The organism is bacterium (assembly GCA_024742285.1).
GTDB lineage: Bacteria > Myxococcota_A > UBA9160 > UBA9160 > UBA4427 > UBA4427.
In genome coordinates this window covers 586,521-603,852 of the sequence record JANSYR010000001.1, presented here as the reverse complement: position 1 = coordinate 603,852, position 17,332 = coordinate 586,521, and the positions used below count along the sequence as shown (strand labels likewise).

Genomic DNA, 17,332 nt, shown 5'->3' with positions numbered 1-17,332 from the left:
GAAGAAGCGACGATCGAGATCGATGTGTTCGGCCCGATCGGGCTTGGGAATTGCTTGACCTGATCACGCTTTGCTTCGATATCCAAGAGGCGCTGGACATACGCACACACTCCTCAAGCGGCTTCTACCAAAAGATCAAACTTCCGAGGCGATGTCAGCGGACATCCCATCCCACGCCGCCGGCGGTGGCCGACTCGCGCGGTGCGTCTCGTTCCTAGGCTTCCTGTCGCGTCGGATGCGCAAGCATCATGAGCGCGGGCGCGACGATCACGTCAGCGAGAAACGCGACAAGGCTCGCGCTTCCAGCCAGGATCCCGAGGTGGATCGTCCCCTTGAAGCTGCCGAACAGGAGCACGAAGAATCCGACGCAGAGAACAATCGTCGTTACGAGCATCGCTCGTCCGGTGGTCTCGAGCGTGCGCCGAACTGCGGTCGCAGGATGGCCGCACTCGGCGAGATGGCGGTCGAAGCCGTGTACGAAATGAATCGTGTCATCCACCGCTAACCCAATCACGATGCTGCCGACGAGCATGGTCGAAATGTTCAGCGGGATGTCGAGCCACCCCATCAGCGCGAGCACGAAATACACCGGCAGTAGATTGGGGATCATGCTGATGACGCCGCGGCGAACGCTTCCGACCATTAGGATCATGAGCGGGGAGATGATCAAGAGAGCCAATCCATAGGACCGAAGCAGGCTCCCGAGCAGAACAGCAAACGCGCGGCTGCGAAGCGCCATCTTTCCAGTGATTTCGACGGCGATGTCCGGGCCGAGGATCTTTGGCAGAGCCGACTCCAGCGAGTGGATGAACGGCACGTAATACATGCTGTCTACGATGCGCGCCTGAAACGTGAGGCGAGCCTCCTGGAACCGGCTGTCAGTGACGTCTTCGAGGTCGTCAGTGCCGCTGTTCTCAAAGAGCAGGAGCTCCTGTGCGATCAATCGACGGTCGTTCGGCAGCGTGCGAGACTCGATCTGGTTCTCGTGGAGGGCTTGATTGATCTCCTCCACGATATCGACGATTGATAGTCCGCTCCCGATCTCGACGCGCTCGACAGTCGTTCCCATCACGTGCTCGACGACACTGTCGATCCGTCGCAGGTGATCGGGCTCGTGCAGCCCATTCTCCCTTCTCGTATTGACGAGAATCTCCAGTCGTTCCGTACCTTCGAACGCACGATCGATTCGCTCGATGCTCATTCGCATCGGATCGTCTTCGAAGAGCCATGCGAGGTTGTCATTGCTCAGACGGAGCGCCGAAACACCGGGGACGGCGGCTACCACAAGCAGCGCGACAACCGCGATCGTCCCTCGTGGATGCGTAGTGGCAATGTTTCCGGCGTGGAGGAGGATTCCGGAGACTCCATTCGGGGTAGAGACGCGTTGACCATGCGATGCCCGCGTCCAGGGTGAGATCACAAGCAAAGCCGGGAGAAGAGTCACGCTGTAGAAGAGAGCCAGCAGAACGCCAACGGGCGCGGCCACGCCGAACTCGGCGACCGGAGTGATGTCTGCGGCAACGAACGAAAACAGGCCTGCGGCCGTCGTCAAGCTCGTGAGGACGATGGGCAGCCCGGCACGCCCGAGGGCGGATGAGACCGCCGTGTCGCGGGAGTCGCCGGCTGAGAGCCGCTGGTAGACAAGCGCGAGTACGTGTACCGCGTCGCAGATTCCGACCACGATCAGGAACGAAGGGAGGATCTGCGTGACTATCGTGAAGGGAACTCCGATCCATCCCATGGCCCCGAATGTCGAAATCGTGGAAAGAGACACCACCAGCAGGGGAAGAAGAGCCCCGCTGATGCGCCGAAATAGCGCTAGGAGGACAACGGCGATCAGCAGCACAGATAGCATCGTTCGAAGGCGTACATCCTCCGTCGAGATCTCCTGCATGTATTGCGAAAGGACCGCGCCTCCGACCAGATCAAGTCGAAATTCCGGCGACTGATGCTTCTTGATGAGCTTGCGTAGGCCGCGGATCGTCTGGCGCGTCTCCGTTGCGCTGAGGTACTCGGCCTCGGTCTTGTTCGCCGCCGAGTCGTCTGGAAACCAGTGCTCGACGTCGTCGGAATCGAAGTTGTCGAGGGACGTGTACGTATCGAGCTCGACAACAATGGCTGCGAAGCGACCGTCATGGGAGAAGTACGTATTGAGGTAGAGTGGATTCAGCATCGCTCTACGTTCGACGATCGCCAGCTCCAGGGCGTCGTTCGGCCATGGGTCGAGAAGCTCATCAACGATGAGCTCGTCTCCGTCACCTCGTGTGTCCCGCGCATTGACGAGGCTCATCACCTCAGCGACGTGCGGAACGTCCTGCTCGATCGCTTCGTGGAGATCGCGCAGTCGTACTAGCGCCTGAAGGTCGAAGATGTCTGGCGCTTCGATTCCGACAAGAATCCGGTCGTCGCGGCCGTAGCGAGCGCGGAACGCGTCGTAGACGGCTAGGGTGTCGTCACCCGCTCGCAGGAAGCCGTCGTCGTCAAAGTCCGCCGTCAGGTTGCCCAGGCCGGAAGAGAGCGCGATCGCGCTCGAAATGGAGAGCACGAGTGTGCTCCACCGCCTGCGGACGACGAGAGCGCCATACCACTCGAATGATCTCTGGACGCGCGTGTGTGCCGACGACGCGGTCATACGTGCGAGACCTGGAAAAAGGTGTGAGAGGCATGTCTCGTGCGGCGGGACCGACCTGTTCGGTGGACGATGTGGAGCGGCATAGCGATTCCTTGGTGGATATCGCTGAGCGTCTCAGCTCCAGTGAGGCCAGTCTTGATGGACTTCTTAGGGTTCCATGAAGATTCAGCAGCCGTGTTGGGATTCGAGGACTTGACCGGCTGAGAAAGGGCGGGTCTGGCTGGTCGATCGTCGCATTCAGTCGCGGTCTGGTGCTGCAGGCACGCCGAAGGATGGAGTCATCCCCGTTGCTACCGCAACGACGCCTCAGCGGGAAAGTCTTCTCTGTTCGACGACGCTGTAGGTCGCTGTACAGTCGTGTCGCGTGTCACAAGTACCGCGTCTTCGCTGATGTGCGTTCGCATGCACGATCTGCGAAGTGCTTCTCGCCGCCCGGGCCTGCGGCGTGCTGATATTCATGTGATCGATCTAAGATGGCGGGAAACATGTCTGACGCGACGCTGAAGTCTTTCGATACGGTCAATGGATTTGGCGTCCTCGAACTGGATGACGGTCGTGAGGTGCCGTTCGACATCTCATCTTCCAACAAGCGTGAGCCTCGACCTGGCGATCGTGCCAGCGTGACAGTGGGCACGAGTCGAGTCACCGGGAAGCCGCGAGCAACCCTCGTCCTCTTTGAGCTAGAGGAGGACCGTGCGCCCTCTTTCGCGGACGGGTTCAAGCAGGTTCAGTCCGAAGGACTGCTACCAGAATGGACACTCGCGGATGCGAGACGACATCAGAAGGACACGCATGGGTCCGTGCCGCGGAGGATGCTCCGAGGTGATCTAGGGGATCTGCTACTGGGATACTACGGAGAGGGTCTGTCGCGGAGGGGAGAGCGCGACGGGATTTGGTTGTCCGACTGGCGCGCGAATGTGGAGATCGCACAGCAGGCGCTCGCCACACTGAGTGGCATCCCGCCAGAGCCCGGAGCGCTTTCGGACCTCCTAAGCACGGTCCGTTCAATCAATGCAAACTTCCGGCAGGCTGGGTCAGACAGCCGCCTCCTCATGCTCGATTTCGAGGGCGACTTTTTCACAGTGATGTTCCGCGATCGTGGCTTTGTCGATCGCTGCCGCGAGCTGATCCTTTTTCGATTCGACCCGTCGATCACGATCGACGAATGGAAGGGTTGAGGGGATGCGACGTGGATGAAGCAATCGAAGACCGGCAGGCGAAGGCATGCAGCGATCTATGCGACCCGCGATGGCTCGAAACGTCAGCGCGCCGTGCCGATTGGACCAATGGTCTCTGCCGTTTTGGATCCAATCGAGGGATGAAGCAACGCGACGCAGGCAGTCAAAAGCGGACGCACGAAGCCAATGGGCGGCGGCGCCATCACTCGCTTAGACCCTAGGATGGTCGGGCAGTAATCGCGATGTGCGCAGGCTGACTGCGTACCCGCTCGATCCAGTGCGATACCGCCTCGAATCGGCTGAGGTCGAAGCCGCCTTCGTTCGCACAATGGACGTAACCGAATAGGCAGATGTCCGCTGCAGTGTAGCTGTCGCCCACTAGAAAATCGCGGGTCGCGAGATGCTGGTCGAGCACGCCGAGCGCCCGGCTACCAAAGCCCAGCCACAACCCGAAATCGCGCTCCGTCGCGAAGCCCTTCACCGCATCCGGAAACGTGCGGCAGAACCGGGCTCGGCCGATCACGCGGTCGATGTTGCTCTGCTCGAAGAACATCCACCGAAGCACATGGGCTCGCTCCAATCGATCTTCGGGCATCAGAAAAGTGGACTCGGTCAGCCAGCAGAGGATCGAGTTGGACTCGACCAACGTCGTGCCGTCGCTGAGTTCGAGGACGGGGATCTCACCGCTCGGATTCTTGGCGAGGAACTCCTCCGTGCGCGTGTCACCCGCGAGGATATCCAGAAACTCGTATTCGGAGGGGATCCCGAGCTGAGCGAGCGCGAGACGGATCTTGTATCCATTGCCCGAGAACAGGTAGTCGTAGAGTCGCTTCGGTTCACAGTGCATCGATGCCCCTCCGTCGGAGTCAACAAAGCGGCGGACCATCGGGCATCGTGCAGCTCTCGTCAACGATTGCCTTGTCGGGTGGCGTCGGCCGTATTGGCGCCACCACCGGCGTAAGCGCCGTCTGTCGCGCCCCGCGGGCAGAAAACCTCTGCAGCTATGATCTGACCGTGATCTGGACCTTCGGCGAATACGCGATCGACACAGACGTCTTCGAGCTTCGTAGAGATGGGGAGCGGTGTCCCGTCGAACCCAAGGTCTTCGATGTCCTGCGCGTGCTCGTCGAGCATCGGGACCGCGTCGTGTCGAAGGTCGAGCTACTCGATTCCGTCTGGTCGGGCGAGGTCGTCAACGAGTCAGTCGTGCCCCGATGTGTGACTCTCGCTCGCCAGGCATTGGGCGATGACCGCTCGGCACAGCGAATCATCAAGACGGTCCACGGTCGCGGCTACCGATTCGTCGCGGACGTTGTCGAGGTCGACCGCGAAGACACGGTGGCCCCGCAGCCTGCTGATTCCGCGCCCGAGCCGCTCGTGGGCCGCGACGACGCACTTGCTCAGCTCGACAAGTCCTTGTCGGAGGCGATCGCAAATCGTGGGCGAGTCGTCTTGCTTCTCGGCGAGCCGGGTATCGGAAAGACGGCGACGGTCGAATATCAGATCGCACGCTCCTCCAATCGCGCCGACGTCCATATCGGCCGCTGCTTCGAGTGGGAAGGCTCGCCTCCGTATTGGCCCTTCGTGCAGATCCTCCGTTCGGTGTCCGGCGACCGCGCGAATGAGGACGGCGCGACGTTGTCGCCCAGCGAGGTTGAGGATCTCGCGTCGCTCATGCCCGAAATGGCAGCGCGATCGGGACCTGCCGATCGTACGGAACGTGCTCCAGGAGAGCAGTCGAGATTTCGGCTCTTCGATGCGCTGTCGCGACTTCTCGCACGAATCTCACGCCGGACGCCGCTTCTTGTCGTCGTTGATGATCTTCACTGGGCGGACCGAGATTCAGTGGAGCTCTTCGGGTTCCTCGCTCGACAGATCCGAGACCATGCAATCTGTCTGGTCGGGACGTACAGGGACACGGACGTGCGGCGCGGCCATCCCCTTCGGTCGGTACTGGGAGATCTGGCCCGTCTCGCGCATTGCGATCGTGTCTCCTTGCGCGGCCTCGCGGAGTCTGAGGTTAGACAGATCGTCGAGCGAGTCGTGGATCGACCCATCTCTGATGGCGTCGCCCTGACCGTGGCGGATGTGACGCGAGGCAACCCGTTCTTCGTGCAGGAGATCGCGCGCATCCTCGCGCACGACACGGAGGCGCTGCAGGACGCGGAGCAGGCCGGTCTGATCCTGCCGCAAGGCGTACGGGACGCCGTCGGTCGGCGACTCGAGACGATGTCCGAGCAAAGTGTCGCGATTCTCCGGGATGCCTCCGTTCTGGGCCGTGAGTTCGACGCCCGCCTCCTTGCTGAGATCCGGTCCGAGAGCCACGGGTCGTACCTCGAGTGGCTCCAGGAGGGGCTCGAGTTCGGCGTCATCGAGGGGCTCGACGAGCGGGAGCGATTCCGGTTCTCTCACGCGCTCGTGCAGCAGACACTCTATGAAGAGCTCACGGCCGCCGAGAAGGTTCGGGCGCACCGATCGGCCGCCGAAGCTATTGAGCGGCTATATGGCGAAAACGCATCCCGCCAGCTGGGCGAACTGTCCTACCACCTCTTCGAGTGTGCCGTTGAGGCGGGCGCCGAGCGATCCGTTGAAGTGAGCCTGCGTGCAGCCCATCAGGCGCTCGACCAATGCGCGTATGCTGAAGCGGTTGACCATCACGCTCGCGCTGTTCGCGCCTTCGAGCTGTTCGGTCGTGATGACGAAGCCCGGCATTGTGAGTTGCTCCTTGGGGAGGCGGAGGCGCGCTGGGTCTCGGGTCAGCACGAGTCGGCGCGAGCGCGGTTTCGGACCGCATGCGAGATCGCGCGGCGGTGCGAGCGAAATGATCTCTTCGCTCGCGCAGCGATCGGAATTCGCGGGTACCGCTATCTGGGGCTCGCAATCGAGTCCGACCTAGGAGACCTGCTCGAGGAGTCGCTCGATCGCCTTGGCGACCGATTCCCGTCGTGGAAAGCCCGTGTGTGCTCGCGACTGGTCTTCACTGAACCTCACTGCTTCTCGCTGCGCGAACGGCGTCGATTGGTCGACGCCGCAACCTCGGAGCCGTTTGACCAGGATGACGCGACCGTGCTCTTCGACGTGCTCACGGCGCGGTACTGGGCGCTACTCGGACCCGATCAGCCAAGGGAGCGAATCGATCTCGGGCAGGAAGCGATTCGGAGCGGTAGACGGTTGGGAAGCTCAGAGCTCGTTCTGCTCGGGCACGAAGTCCTGATCGGGGCCAATCTCATGATCGGTCAGCTCGGAGAGATGGCATCTCATGTATCGGCGTTCGAGCGTCTGGCCGATGAGCTGCGACAGCCGGTCTTTCAGTTCCTCGCTTTCCTCCAGCAAAGCACGTTCGCGATGAACTGCGGCCGCTTCAAGCTCGCGCGAGAGTATCTCGACAAGAGCGCAGAGCGCTGCCGTCTTGGCAATCAACGAGCCGAATCGCTGATTGACGGTGCGCGCTACTGGCTACGTGCCGCCGTGGGTGAGCCGAGCGAGCCGGGTGAATACGAGCGATCGTTTCGCGAGCTAATCGAGCAGACGCCGCTTCACGGGAGTGCCCAGATCATCAAGGCCGGATCACTATCGATCCTGGCTCGGTCGGGACGCGTCGACGAGGCGCGAGCGGGACTGAGCGCGATCACCTCGAGGATCGAGGAACTCGAGCACGACGAGCACTGGCTGATCACACTCTCGCTTCTCGCTGAAGTTGCAGTCGAGCTACGCGACGTGGATGTCGCGCAGCTCCTGATCGATCAGCTGCGGCCGTACGAGGCACTCGTCTTCACCCACGACCTCATTCCGGCCACCAACGGCACGGTCGGCTCCGCGATCGGCGCACTCGTGGGTGTGCTCGGACGGTCCCGAGAAGCCGCGGATCGACTCGAAGCGGCCGTCGCTTGGGAGGACGCGATCGGAGCGCGGCCCGCAGCGCTCAGGTCGAGGATCAGACTGGCAAACGTGTGGCACGCCACGTCAGACGAGGGCAGAGCCGTAGACGCCGCGAACTCTGCCTGGAGGCTGGCTGAGACGCTCGAGTGCCTGCCGGTCGTTTCGGCGGCACTCCCGTGGGCACGCGAAACCTCTCGATAAATCAATGGGTTTCGGCGATTCCAAATCTCCATAAAAGCGTAAGGAAACCATAGAGACTTTCGACGCCAGCTGGCGAATCCTGCTGTCACCTATCGGTAGACAGGAGCAGCCATGAGCGCGACGACACCCCAGGCATCATCACTCTCTAGCACCGAAATCGCCGAAATCGTCGGGACCGTGCCTCCGCCCCAAGCCACCCGCGACTGGCGTCACGCCTTCGATCTGCTCAAGCAGATGCGAGAGGATCCCACGAAGACCGAGCTCGGGATGGAGATGGTCGAGGCCCTCGGCGGCTACTTCGATGGGGACCGACCCTTCCAGGAATTCTCTGCCAGCGCCGAAGGGATGCGCCTGCTGCGGGAGCGTCCCGACCTACCACGGCTGCTCGACGATCGCGATCTCCTCGAATCGCTCCCCGCCGGCAGCCTCGGCCGCGAGTTCCAGGCGTACGCCGACCGGAACGGAATCACGGCGAAGTCTTTGATGGAGATGGCGGAGAGGCGGCAGGAGATTCAGGGCTCTCTCGATCCGCTGCGTAGTTGGTTCGCCAAACGCCAATCGGTCTCTCACGACCTCTGGCACGTCATCACCGGGTACGGGACCGATCCGATCGGTGAGAACGCGGTCCTGCTGTTCACGCGGGGGCAGGGGGTCGCGGGACCTGGACTTCGACTTCTCACGGTCCTGATGTTGTTCCACCGGAACTGGCCCGTCCGCCGGTTCCTCTGGACGGCGTATCGTCGAGGTCGTCGGGCGGCGAGCCTCATCCTCGCCCCCTACGAAGAGCTGCTCCCCGTTCCGCTTAATGTGGTGCGTGAGAGATTTCGCGTTGGCGATCCGCTGGCCGTCCATCCCAACGGGGTTCTAGAGGAGACAAGCGACGGCCAGGTCACGGCCCGCGCCTCCGCCAGCTAGGAGTGGCACCGAGATGCTGTCTCTGATGAGCGAGATTCTTCTCCCGGTTTCCATCTTCGTGATGATGTTCGCGATCGGATTGACGCTGTCCATCGATGACTTTCGACGGATTGCCTCGGAGCGGCGCTCCATTGTACTTGGCACCGCAATGCAGCTCTTGGTCACCCCGTTGGTGGGAATCGGACTCGCGCTCGCCTTCGGGCTGACTTCAGACGTCGGCGCGGGGCTGGTCGTTCTGGCGGCTTGTCCAGGGGGGCTCATCTCGAACCTGCTGGTCTTCTTCGCGGGTGGATCGACCGCGCTGTCGGTCTCGCTGACCGGCATTGCGACCCTGTTCACGCTGGGCACTGTTCCCGTCTGGGTTTCGGCCTACTCGTGGCTACACGGTGGCGAAGGGGCCGCAGTCAATCTGCCCATCGTATCGACCGCGCTCGAGCTCGGACTCCTCACCATCTTACCGATGTGCTGCGGAATCGCATGGAGAGAACGAGCAGGCGATCCCGAAGCAGTCTCGCGGAGACTCTCGAAATGGAGTCTCGTCGCCATCATCGTCGCGATGATGATGGACTTTCAGGGTCGACCACTCCCGATCGGTAGCTTCTCTGCCAGCGTGGTCCCGGCGTTCTGGCTGGCCACGGTGGCTGGTCTTCTGGGAGTCGTGGTCTGTCGAGCCAGCGGCGTCTCCGGGATCGACACGGCGACGATCGCAGTCGAGCTGGTAGCCAAGAATGGACTCTTGGCAATCGCGATCGCTCGATCCTCGATCGGATTCGAAGCGATGATGCCGAGCATCGCGTTCCAGATGTTTCAGGCCCCGATTGCAGTCTTCATCCTCGCCGCCTGGCGTTTCGGCGCACGCCCGCAACGGATCTAGCGGTCCGAGAGTGACCAAGCCTTGGCTGGTGGTTGGGCGAGGCGGGTTGCATTGCGAGTCCTTGACGTCATGATTGACGCGCCGCGGTGGTCAGAGGCCGCGGTGACCGCTGACTGCCACGAGCTCGCAACGTCTGTCGACAATCGGGCGAATCTTCGCCCCGTTGAGAGTCGGTCCGAGCTTCCGCGAAGACTCGGCCAACCAGGTTACGATGAGTGACGAAACGAATTCACACCAGCTGGACTTGATCGAGCGCGCGCTCGACTACATCGAAGATCACCTCCTTGATTCACCGCGCGTCGTCGACATCGCCAATGCGTGCGACGTGTCAAGAACCCACCTTCAGCGACTCTTCTCCAACCTGGTGGGCCAATCGGTTGGTAGCTACTGCCAGCGACGGCGGCTCTGCCTGTCGATGGACAGGCTGCTGTCGACCGATCAGAAGATGCTCGAGATCGCGATCGACGTCGGATTCAAGTCGCAGGCGGCCTACACGCGCGCCTTTCGCGCACACTTTGGAGTAGCCCCTGCGACCTTCCGGGAAGAAGCAGATCGATTCTCGGATCTGATGGAGCCTCGGCTGACGCGAGCGCGCCTCGAGATGCGCCTCAATCCGGAATCGCGAGTGCCGCGCCTCGATCACCGCGGCGAAGAGATGTTCATTGGCGTCGTTGCCCCCTTCATCTGGGCGATGTCCGACGGCACGAACGTGAAGGAAGTGATTCCGTCGGCGTGGGAGCGATTCGACTCTGTCGCTGGTGAGCTCGCCCGAGGACCGAGGTTTAGCCTGACCTATCCGGCCGCAAGCGAGGACCAGCGCCGGGGTGACGAGATGCTCACTCTGGCCGGCGTGCGCGTCGAATCCCTGCCACGAGAAGTCCCCGATGGGCTGACCGTCAAACGGACTCCTCCGGCGCGGTTCGCTGTGTTTCGGCATTCGGGACCGCGAACGCTGTATACCCAGACGGTCGTCTTTGCGTTCCAGGATTGGCTGCCGTATTCGGAGTTCGAGTACGACGCGCAGGGTGTTCAGCTCAGGTCAATGGGCGCGGCTCGCGGAGAGCCGGACGAGTTTTGGATGCCAGTCGTCTCGAAGGGTGAGAAGGCTTCATGGCGCAAGCGAAAGCGACGACCCGTTCGCTGGGCTCCCTGACGGTCATTCAGAGCCCAGACGCCTACAGTAGTGAGGATCGATCTCCGGTCCACCTGACTCTCGATCGGTGAACCTCTGCGGACGAGAGTTGCGTCGCGATTGCGGCCCCGTTTCAGATTCGTCGGAGTTCGCGCTTCGCTGAGATCATCGATGGGATGATCGGTAAAACATTCAGCCGCCGCGGACGGTAGCCTGCTCTGGTCGTGAGTCCGGAACGTCGGGGCCGAGCCTCGCTCGGAACTCGAAGCACGGATTCTCGATTTCGCTCATCGCCCACGATGGAGCGGAGCGATATAGCCCACGACTATTGCTGTAAGGATGCTGTCCAATGCTGCTCTCGATCATTCGTGTTCATTCTCTCATGCCCTTCGCGTTCGCGCTCGTTTTCGTCGGAGCTGCACAGGGCGCAACAATCGCCCAGTTCGATGTCGTGCTCACAGGCGATATCTCGGGCATCGCGCCTGGAACAGTGAATGCCGACGCCGGCAACGATCCGGGTGGCTTCGGGCTCGGCGGAACCGCCACGCTAGACGACGCCGGTATCCTCACGATTCAATACCGCGCCAATGCCGTGACGTCTTTCACGAACACCGTACAGAACGCCGAAGCGATCTTCACCGGAGGCTTCGGCGCCGGCACGTTGAGCGCACCCGCCGGTCAGTTTCGGGCGATCGACTGCGTGGAGAATGGTGGCGCCGTCGAAGGCTGTCCGTTCGTTAGCTCCAACGGCACATTCCCATCGCCCTTCACGACACTGACCGATCTTCCCTCTTCGATCGTATTCGATCTCACGCTGGGCGGGGAGACGACCTTTCAGGCATCGGCCGTCATTCCCAACACGACGACCGTATTCACTTACAACCTGACGACAGTTCCAGAGCCGACCACGGCCCTGCTCCTCGGAGCGGGATTGTGTGGGCTGGCCGCGAGTAGACGTGGGGCGTTCGAATGAGCCGATGTCTAGGTGAGCCGTCTCGGAGGCGGGGAAGCGCTGAATGCGTCTGTGGGGCTGAGATGGAGTGTGTCGGGCTTGCCAGCAGAGGAGGGGTATCTAGTACGATCGCTAGAGCGGTAGCACTCGTCGCGGGACTGTCGCTGTTATCAGGATGCGTGAGCACACGGACGGTTCCCCTCGAACCGGACAGCGCTGCCCGAGTGAATGGCAGCACGGTGACGACGACACTTCGCGATCGTCCTGACTTCGCGGCGCAAACTGCAGGCAAGGCAACCTTCGCGATGGTCGGTGCGTTCGCGATGATCGCAGCCGGAAACCAACTCGTCGAGGAGAACGATATTCAAGATCCAGCGCATGAGATCGCGGACGCGCTTGCGGTTCGATTGTCACGCGAGTACGGAGCGGTCGTCTCGCCGAACGGTGGTCGCAGGGTCGACGGAGCAAGTGTCGAGGAGATTGCGGATACCTACTCTTCCGCCGATATCGTCGTCGATGTTCAAACGACGAACTGGAACTACATCTACTTTCCCGCCAACTGGGCACGCTATCGCGTGATATACGCGGCGAAACTTCGTCTTGTCGATACCCGATCCCAGCAGCTACTGGCCGAGGGGTTCTGTTCGCGAGTTCCGGAGTACACGGATGATGCGCCGACTCACGAGGAACTCGTAGAGAACGGTGCTGCAGGACTCAAGCAAGAGCTCGCAGTCGCGGCAGAGTACTGCATCGACCACTTCCGCTCGACGGTTCTCGACCCGAAGGGATGAACGGGCAGAACGTCAGTCGTGCCTAGCAAGCAGCGGCTCCCGATAGCGCAGTATCTCGATGCGTGGATCGATCGTTCGCTTTGCTGCGCCACATACGGGTGAGAAGAGCCACTTGTCTTGCAGAAGCCCATCCCGATGGAAGCCTACAGAGCACCTGCCTGATTGGGAGCTGAGCCCAAGTGCCCCGACTGACCTTCCTGCTTATCCCGCTCCTCGTCTCCGCACTCGCCCCCGCGACATCGACTGCACAAGTCGTGCGGCATTCGTTCCTGGGCACAGTCGCCGATGCGGGGCCGGACTCGCCTCTGGCCGCGGCCGTTGGCTCACAGTTCGAGATTGTCGTCGAGCATTCGACGGACCTCGATCCGAGGGCAAGTACGTTGCCTCCCCCTGGCGGTATCCTCGGACCGGATGCCATTCGAACTCAGTACTTGGAGACCTTCACCCGAGACCCCGCAACACTCGGGTTCGAGTTCGTGACGCCCCCCGTCGACTTCAGCATTCTGATCGACGGAACCCTGTTCGATGGCTACGAACGACCGGCGACGCCGACTATTCCGGGTCCAGCCGGTCGGCGGATTCTGCTCAATGGGACACCCGACTTTCTGACGGGTGATGGGCTCTACGAGTTCGATCCGGAGACGGGCGGGTACTCGCGCCAGGATCTAGTTCAGTTTGTTTGGGACGGGTTGACGGTTTCCCTCGCCGACACCTCAGCTTCGTTCCTCCAGCTTGGTGCGATGCCCACCGACCTCGACGAAATTGCGTTCGATCGGTCGAGGCTCGAGTATCGAATGGTGGATTCCGGCATCCTGACCCTCTTGAACCTCGGTGAGATCACTGAGATTCACTCGACGATCGTTCCCGAGCCCGGAACGGGTCTGCTCGTCCTGCTGGGCCTCGCCGGCCTCGCGCGGACGAGAAGACGATGATTGCCATGTTGGAGAATCTCCGCGTTCCTGGGCGCAACGAGACTCGCGGGCGAGGGCATGCCTCGGGAGTACCGACGCTCCGCGTCTGGTCCCGCGTGGCGCTCCTTGCGACTACGATTGCCGCGCTCAGAATCTAGGCGAGCGGCTCGTGCGGTTGTTCCAACGGTGCGGCCATTCCTGAACCTTCACGCGACGGCGATCTCGACGGAGTTCGCGCGCAAAGTCAGGTACAGGGAGCCTCGGTTCCCTGTTCTCGACCTGCTCAACGCGTCGATGGTCTGCTCAAACCAGTCGCGGAAGCGACTACTAGCGCGAGCCACAAAATCTTGGAAGCAGATGGATGCCGTTTCGCCCTGCCACGGGGGAAGCAGCATGCGCGCAGCACGCTCGGCGGCAGCCCTCTAATGTCAGAGGGATCCAGCACCGTCAGCGACGTACGCCCCGACTTCGTGAATGGCTGCTCGGAGCGCGTCGGGTGTCACAGCGAACGCGTGGGGTTGCGCGCTCGACGCTTCGAGAGCGGCGAGGGGCTCGACGTCGCCGACCGCAAGCAGAACGTGCATTCTGGGCGCGATTTGCCTGATCAGCGACTGGGCCGAATCGTCAACGAAGAACGACTGGAGAACGATGCGGAGGCCGCTCGACGTCTGCAGCGGCGTATCGATATCGAAGAAGAACACTCTGCCGCCACCTGCCTCGTCAAATTCGACCGGCGTGGCGTGCGATGCCGTAAGCGAGCGCTGCAGACGAAGAGCTGCGCCGCGTGCATCAGTTTCCGACGACATCAACACGAGGACGTTCGTTCGAAACTCACGTTGGCCCAGAATCGCAACGCCAATCGTATCCCGGCGCGCCTGTGGCACCTCGCCGATCGGGGAAAGCGTCGACGATGCGGGTCCGATTGTTGCTCCAGCACATCCGAATGCGCAGAAAGCTGCGGCCACAATGACAAGCGGATTCGGTTGTACGAGGGCACGGAAACGCCGCACATTTTACTCCTGCACTCCGGACGGCCAGAGCTCCGCCCAAAAGCCCTTGCGTTACATCGGCTCCAGCACTGCATCGTTCGCAGTCGCCGCCAAGGGGACGAACAATGGAATTCCAACGAGTGCTTCTGCTGTAATATGTCGCTCCGGATCGCTCGTATCGTCGTAGGCTTTCGTCTCCGAGGGCCCAGCCAAAATGCCTCGGTCCCAGTTGCGACGAATCGAGTACGTCCGCCCTGGCCTCGCGTCGAAAAAGACCGTGTGCTTTAGGTGGCCCTGACCGAGACTCTCTTCGACCCTTACCCCGTAAACGGCGGGAGGAAGAACGACGTAGCCGACATCGGCGGGAATCTCGACGCTTTCGATTCGCTTCACTCCTCCCTCAATTCGCAGTACTGCGACCTCAGAACGGGGCTGCCCGGCGGCACCGTGCCATTCGAAACGTCTGGTTCGAGTCAGGGAATCGGGAGTGCCAGCACAGCCCACCGCCATCCCCGCCGCTAGGACGACAGCGAAGAGCACGCGAACGCTGTCCATCATCGGCCCCCACTTGCCGCGGGCAACGGAATCGACGGGGCATGATCTCGTGTCAGCGGCTCGAGGAAACGATGATCCGACATTAGCGCTCTCGCGACTGAAGCAGACACGAGTGCGCACCCTGCCCCGTTTCCGAGCACCTCGAATTCGAGGTACACGACCCGCGACTCCAGCGACAGCCGCTGTTCGCATTTGAAGCCCACACGACCGCCCAGATCTCCAGGAACTCGAATCTCATAAACTCCCGGGTCAAGCGCGAGCCATGTAAACGATCGCCTCTTGAATCGGAGAATCTTCTTGTCTCCAATCTCGAGGTCCACGTTGAACAGGAAGGGGCCTGTCCGGAATACATAAAGAAGTACTTTGTTCTCCCCAACGTTCGGCTGAACCTCGGCGAAAGCCGGCCCGCGGGCCGCTGGGCAGCCAGACAAGACAACGAATCCAACTACGAGCAGAGCAGCTCTACCGACGCCCGACCGAGCGAGCTGCCAGCGTTGGCTCATTACGTTCTCCTCGAATGCTTTGGTCGGCACCATGGTCACTGAGAATCGAGCGACACGAGATCATGCGCCGAGCAACTAACCCCTCGAAGATAGGCGACATGTCGCGCGTCAATCTAGTCTTGGAGGGAGACTTGCGAAGGCTCCATAAAGTCCGCACCTCCGTGGGTCGGCCGTATGCAGAGCGAACGCGTCGGCACTTCAACCCAGGCGGATCCAAGACTTGGATGGGGCGGTCGATGGGACGATTCGTCAAACAGCTCCTCGGGATGGGTACTATTCTGGTCGCGGCAAGGCCCGCCTGCCGCAAGTCCGCGAACTATCTTTCCTATGGATGAAGCGTGACGCGGGGCTCGCTTCGCGGGAAGAGTCACGTTGCGCGTCGGAGTTTTCTCGTGATCTTCGGGAGCGGATTCGACAGGTCGCATGTGTCTTCGGAGCTCGCAGCTCGGCGAACTTCGCAGCGCCTGGAACGCGCCGCTTGCGCATTCGCCTGTCTGCTAGTCGTTGGCGCGGTCGGTATTGCCTGCGGTCCGCGCGTGATCCCGTATGAACGGCATCCGGACACGCTCCATTATCCGACGGGCGTGAGGGCGAAGGTGCGCATCGTGCGCGCGGAATCTGTCGCTCTATCGAAGCGCGAGCGGCTCTTCGTCTTCAATGCATCACGAGGCGTACTAGCGTGGGTCGACGCGTACATGGACGAAGTGCTGGCAGACCTGGGTTGCTTCGATCAAATTCTACGCGGCCATCGCGCTCCTCGTGGCGCCCATGACGCCCTCGAGCTTCGGATATTCCTGGCACACTCGTCCGGCTTCGGGTGGGGATACGAACTGCAAATGGTTGACCCTGTGGGATTCGAGATCGTATTCCACTCGGCCAGCCATGGAGCCATTCTGACGAATCTCCACAGGGAGCTGCTCAATCCGGGACTCAACGCAATGATGGACTGGTACGGGTAGAACGGTTGTGATTCGTGAAGGGTGCGTTCCGCGCGGAAGCGTCCGGCGAGGCTCTCGATGGCTCGTGATCGTGTCGTCTTTCGTCGTGGCGGTTGATCTTCTGGGGTGCGTCAACGTCGCGTACGAAATGAACTATCCCATCGATGACACGACGCCGGGAGCATCGCTTACGGATTCCCGCAATTCGGAGGGTGTTCTCGCTGAGACGGAGGTGCTCTCCGTTGGTGGAATGAACTGCGGCTACGCCGTCTATCGAATCGGAGAAGGCAACCTGGTTCCAAGCCGCTTGCGCTACCTCGAATCCCGACTCGATCACGCGACCATCGGAGTCGATCGGGTCGAGCTGGTTCGTTTCGATGTCTTCCTCAATTTGCAGACAGTGATGCGTCATGGTGTCACCAGCGCGAATTCGACGCACGGTCCGAACTGGATCGCGGGGATGCTCTCCGGCAGTTCCTGCGTCGCGGACGAGACGATGCCCGGCGGGTTCAGCTTGTCCGACAACGCGAACTACGATCCGGCTGCGGTGGTGACACTCGAGATGAACATCGACGGAGAGCGCTTGGTGAGCCGGGCAGTCTACGCACAGCCGCTCGAACGCTTCGAGGGCATTCGCGACAAGCGCGTGGCAGGAATCATCGAGCGTGCGATCACGCGGGCGGTCGATCAGGTGGTCGCGGAGACGGCCCGATGAGCGAAGACGCAACGACGTTTCGAATCCCTTTCGAGGGCGACGCTTCGCGCGTGGGGGTTCGTTGAATTGATGAAGCCCCTTCGGACGCTCGACTCGATTCACGCGTCCGAAGTGTCTGGAACTTTTCTGTTGTCTACTCAGCTCAGCAATGATCGGCTGGGTCCCGC

Annotated in this window: 14 protein-coding genes; 10 read left to right on the top strand and 4 right to left on the bottom strand. The window is 61.5% G+C overall.

Annotated features, from left to right (window positions below; genetic code table 11):
- Positions 1-214: 214 nt before the first annotated feature.
- Positions 215-2,545, bottom strand: coding sequence for an MMPL family transporter (locus NXI30_02650; protein MCR9093095.1), 2,331 nt, complete (start codon positions 2,543-2,545; stop codon positions 215-217).
- A gap of 572 nt (positions 2,546-3,117) precedes the next feature.
- Here NXI30_02650 and NXI30_02645 point away from each other — a divergent pair.
- Positions 3,118-3,810, top strand: a complete 693-nt coding sequence (locus NXI30_02645; GenBank protein MCR9093094.1) for a hypothetical protein — start codon at positions 3,118-3,120, stop codon at positions 3,808-3,810.
- Between the two features lie 217 nt (positions 3,811-4,027).
- Here the strand turns inward: NXI30_02645 and NXI30_02640 are convergent, their stop codons facing one another.
- Positions 4,028-4,657 (bottom strand): glutathione S-transferase family protein, encoded by a 630-nt coding sequence (locus NXI30_02640; GenBank protein ID MCR9093093.1) that lies wholly within the window; start codon positions 4,655-4,657, stop codon positions 4,028-4,030.
- A gap of 47 nt (positions 4,658-4,704) precedes the next feature.
- Between NXI30_02640 and NXI30_02635 the strand changes: the two genes are divergently transcribed.
- The 7 genes from NXI30_02635 to NXI30_02605 all read left to right on the top strand — a co-directional run bounded on the left by NXI30_02635 (position 4,705) and on the right by NXI30_02605 (position 13,486).
- Positions 4,705-7,890, top strand: coding sequence for an AAA family ATPase (locus NXI30_02635; protein MCR9093092.1), 3,186 nt, complete (start codon positions 4,705-4,707; stop codon positions 7,888-7,890).
- A gap of 111 nt (positions 7,891-8,001) precedes the next feature.
- On the top strand, positions 8,002-8,805 hold the full coding sequence (locus tag NXI30_02630) for a ubiquinone biosynthesis protein COQ4 (protein ID MCR9093091.1): 804 nt from the start codon (positions 8,002-8,004) through the stop codon (positions 8,803-8,805).
- Positions 8,806-8,818: 13 nt separating this feature from the next.
- Positions 8,819-9,679 carry a hypothetical protein gene (locus NXI30_02625; GenBank protein MCR9093090.1) on the top strand — a complete coding sequence of 287 codons (861 nt, stop codon included), beginning with the start codon at positions 8,819-8,821 and terminating at the stop codon, positions 9,677-9,679.
- Positions 9,680-9,890: 211 nt separating this feature from the next.
- The gene (locus tag NXI30_02620) at positions 9,891-10,832 is read left to right on the top strand and encodes an AraC family transcriptional regulator (GenBank protein MCR9093089.1); all 942 of its coding nucleotides are present in this window, start codon (positions 9,891-9,893) and stop codon (positions 10,830-10,832) included.
- Between the two features lie 328 nt (positions 10,833-11,160).
- The gene (locus tag NXI30_02615; protein ID MCR9093088.1) at positions 11,161-11,784 is read left to right on the top strand and encodes a PEP-CTERM sorting domain-containing protein; all 624 of its coding nucleotides are present in this window, start codon (positions 11,161-11,163) and stop codon (positions 11,782-11,784) included.
- 158 nt (positions 11,785-11,942) lie between these two features.
- Positions 11,943-12,554 carry a hypothetical protein gene (locus tag NXI30_02610; GenBank protein MCR9093087.1) on the top strand — a complete coding sequence of 204 codons (612 nt, stop codon included), beginning with the start codon at positions 11,943-11,945 and terminating at the stop codon, positions 12,552-12,554.
- A gap of 179 nt (positions 12,555-12,733) precedes the next feature.
- Positions 12,734-13,486, top strand: a complete 753-nt coding sequence (locus NXI30_02605; GenBank protein ID MCR9093086.1) for a PEP-CTERM sorting domain-containing protein — start codon at positions 12,734-12,736, stop codon at positions 13,484-13,486.
- A gap of 407 nt (positions 13,487-13,893) precedes the next feature.
- On the opposite strand, the gene NXI30_02600 is transcribed toward NXI30_02605, so the two are convergent.
- Positions 13,894-14,430: a hypothetical protein gene (locus tag NXI30_02600; protein ID MCR9093085.1), complete on the bottom strand. Its 537-nt coding sequence runs from the start codon at positions 14,428-14,430 to the stop codon at positions 13,894-13,896.
- Positions 14,431-15,008: 578 nt separating this feature from the next.
- On the bottom strand, positions 15,009-15,512 hold the full coding sequence (locus NXI30_02595; GenBank protein ID MCR9093084.1) for a hypothetical protein: 504 nt from the start codon (positions 15,510-15,512) through the stop codon (positions 15,009-15,011).
- A 392-nt stretch (positions 15,513-15,904) separates the two neighbouring features.
- Here NXI30_02595 and NXI30_02590 point away from each other — a divergent pair, with 392 nt between their 5' ends.
- A complete protein-coding gene (locus tag NXI30_02590) occupies positions 15,905-16,471 on the top strand; it encodes a hypothetical protein (GenBank protein MCR9093083.1) in 567 nt (188 codons plus the stop codon).
- Between the two features lie 64 nt (positions 16,472-16,535).
- Positions 16,536-17,165, top strand: a complete 630-nt coding sequence (locus tag NXI30_02585) for a hypothetical protein (GenBank protein ID MCR9093082.1) — start codon at positions 16,536-16,538, stop codon at positions 17,163-17,165.
- The last annotated feature ends 167 nt before the right edge of the window (positions 17,166-17,332 follow it).

Excerpts from the sequence above, each read along its gene's own strand:
- NXI30_02645 (MCR9093094.1), top strand. The coding sequence starts at position 3,118 with ATGTCTGACGCGACGCTGAAGTCTTTCGATACGGTCAATGGATTTGGC.
- NXI30_02640 (MCR9093093.1), bottom strand. The coding sequence starts at position 4,657 with ATGCACTGTGAACCGAAGCGACTCTACGACTACCTGTTCTCGGGCAAT.
- NXI30_02630 (MCR9093091.1), top strand. The coding sequence starts at position 8,002 with ATGAGCGCGACGACACCCCAGGCATCATCACTCTCTAGCACCGAAATC.
- NXI30_02625 (MCR9093090.1), top strand. The coding sequence starts at position 8,819 with ATGCTGTCTCTGATGAGCGAGATTCTTCTCCCGGTTTCCATCTTCGTG.
- NXI30_02620 (MCR9093089.1), top strand. The coding sequence starts at position 9,891 with ATGAGTGACGAAACGAATTCACACCAGCTGGACTTGATCGAGCGCGCG.
- NXI30_02615 (MCR9093088.1), top strand. The coding sequence starts at position 11,161 with ATGCTGCTCTCGATCATTCGTGTTCATTCTCTCATGCCCTTCGCGTTC.
- NXI30_02595 (MCR9093084.1), bottom strand. The coding sequence starts at position 15,512 with ATGAGCCAACGCTGGCAGCTCGCTCGGTCGGGCGTCGGTAGAGCTGCT.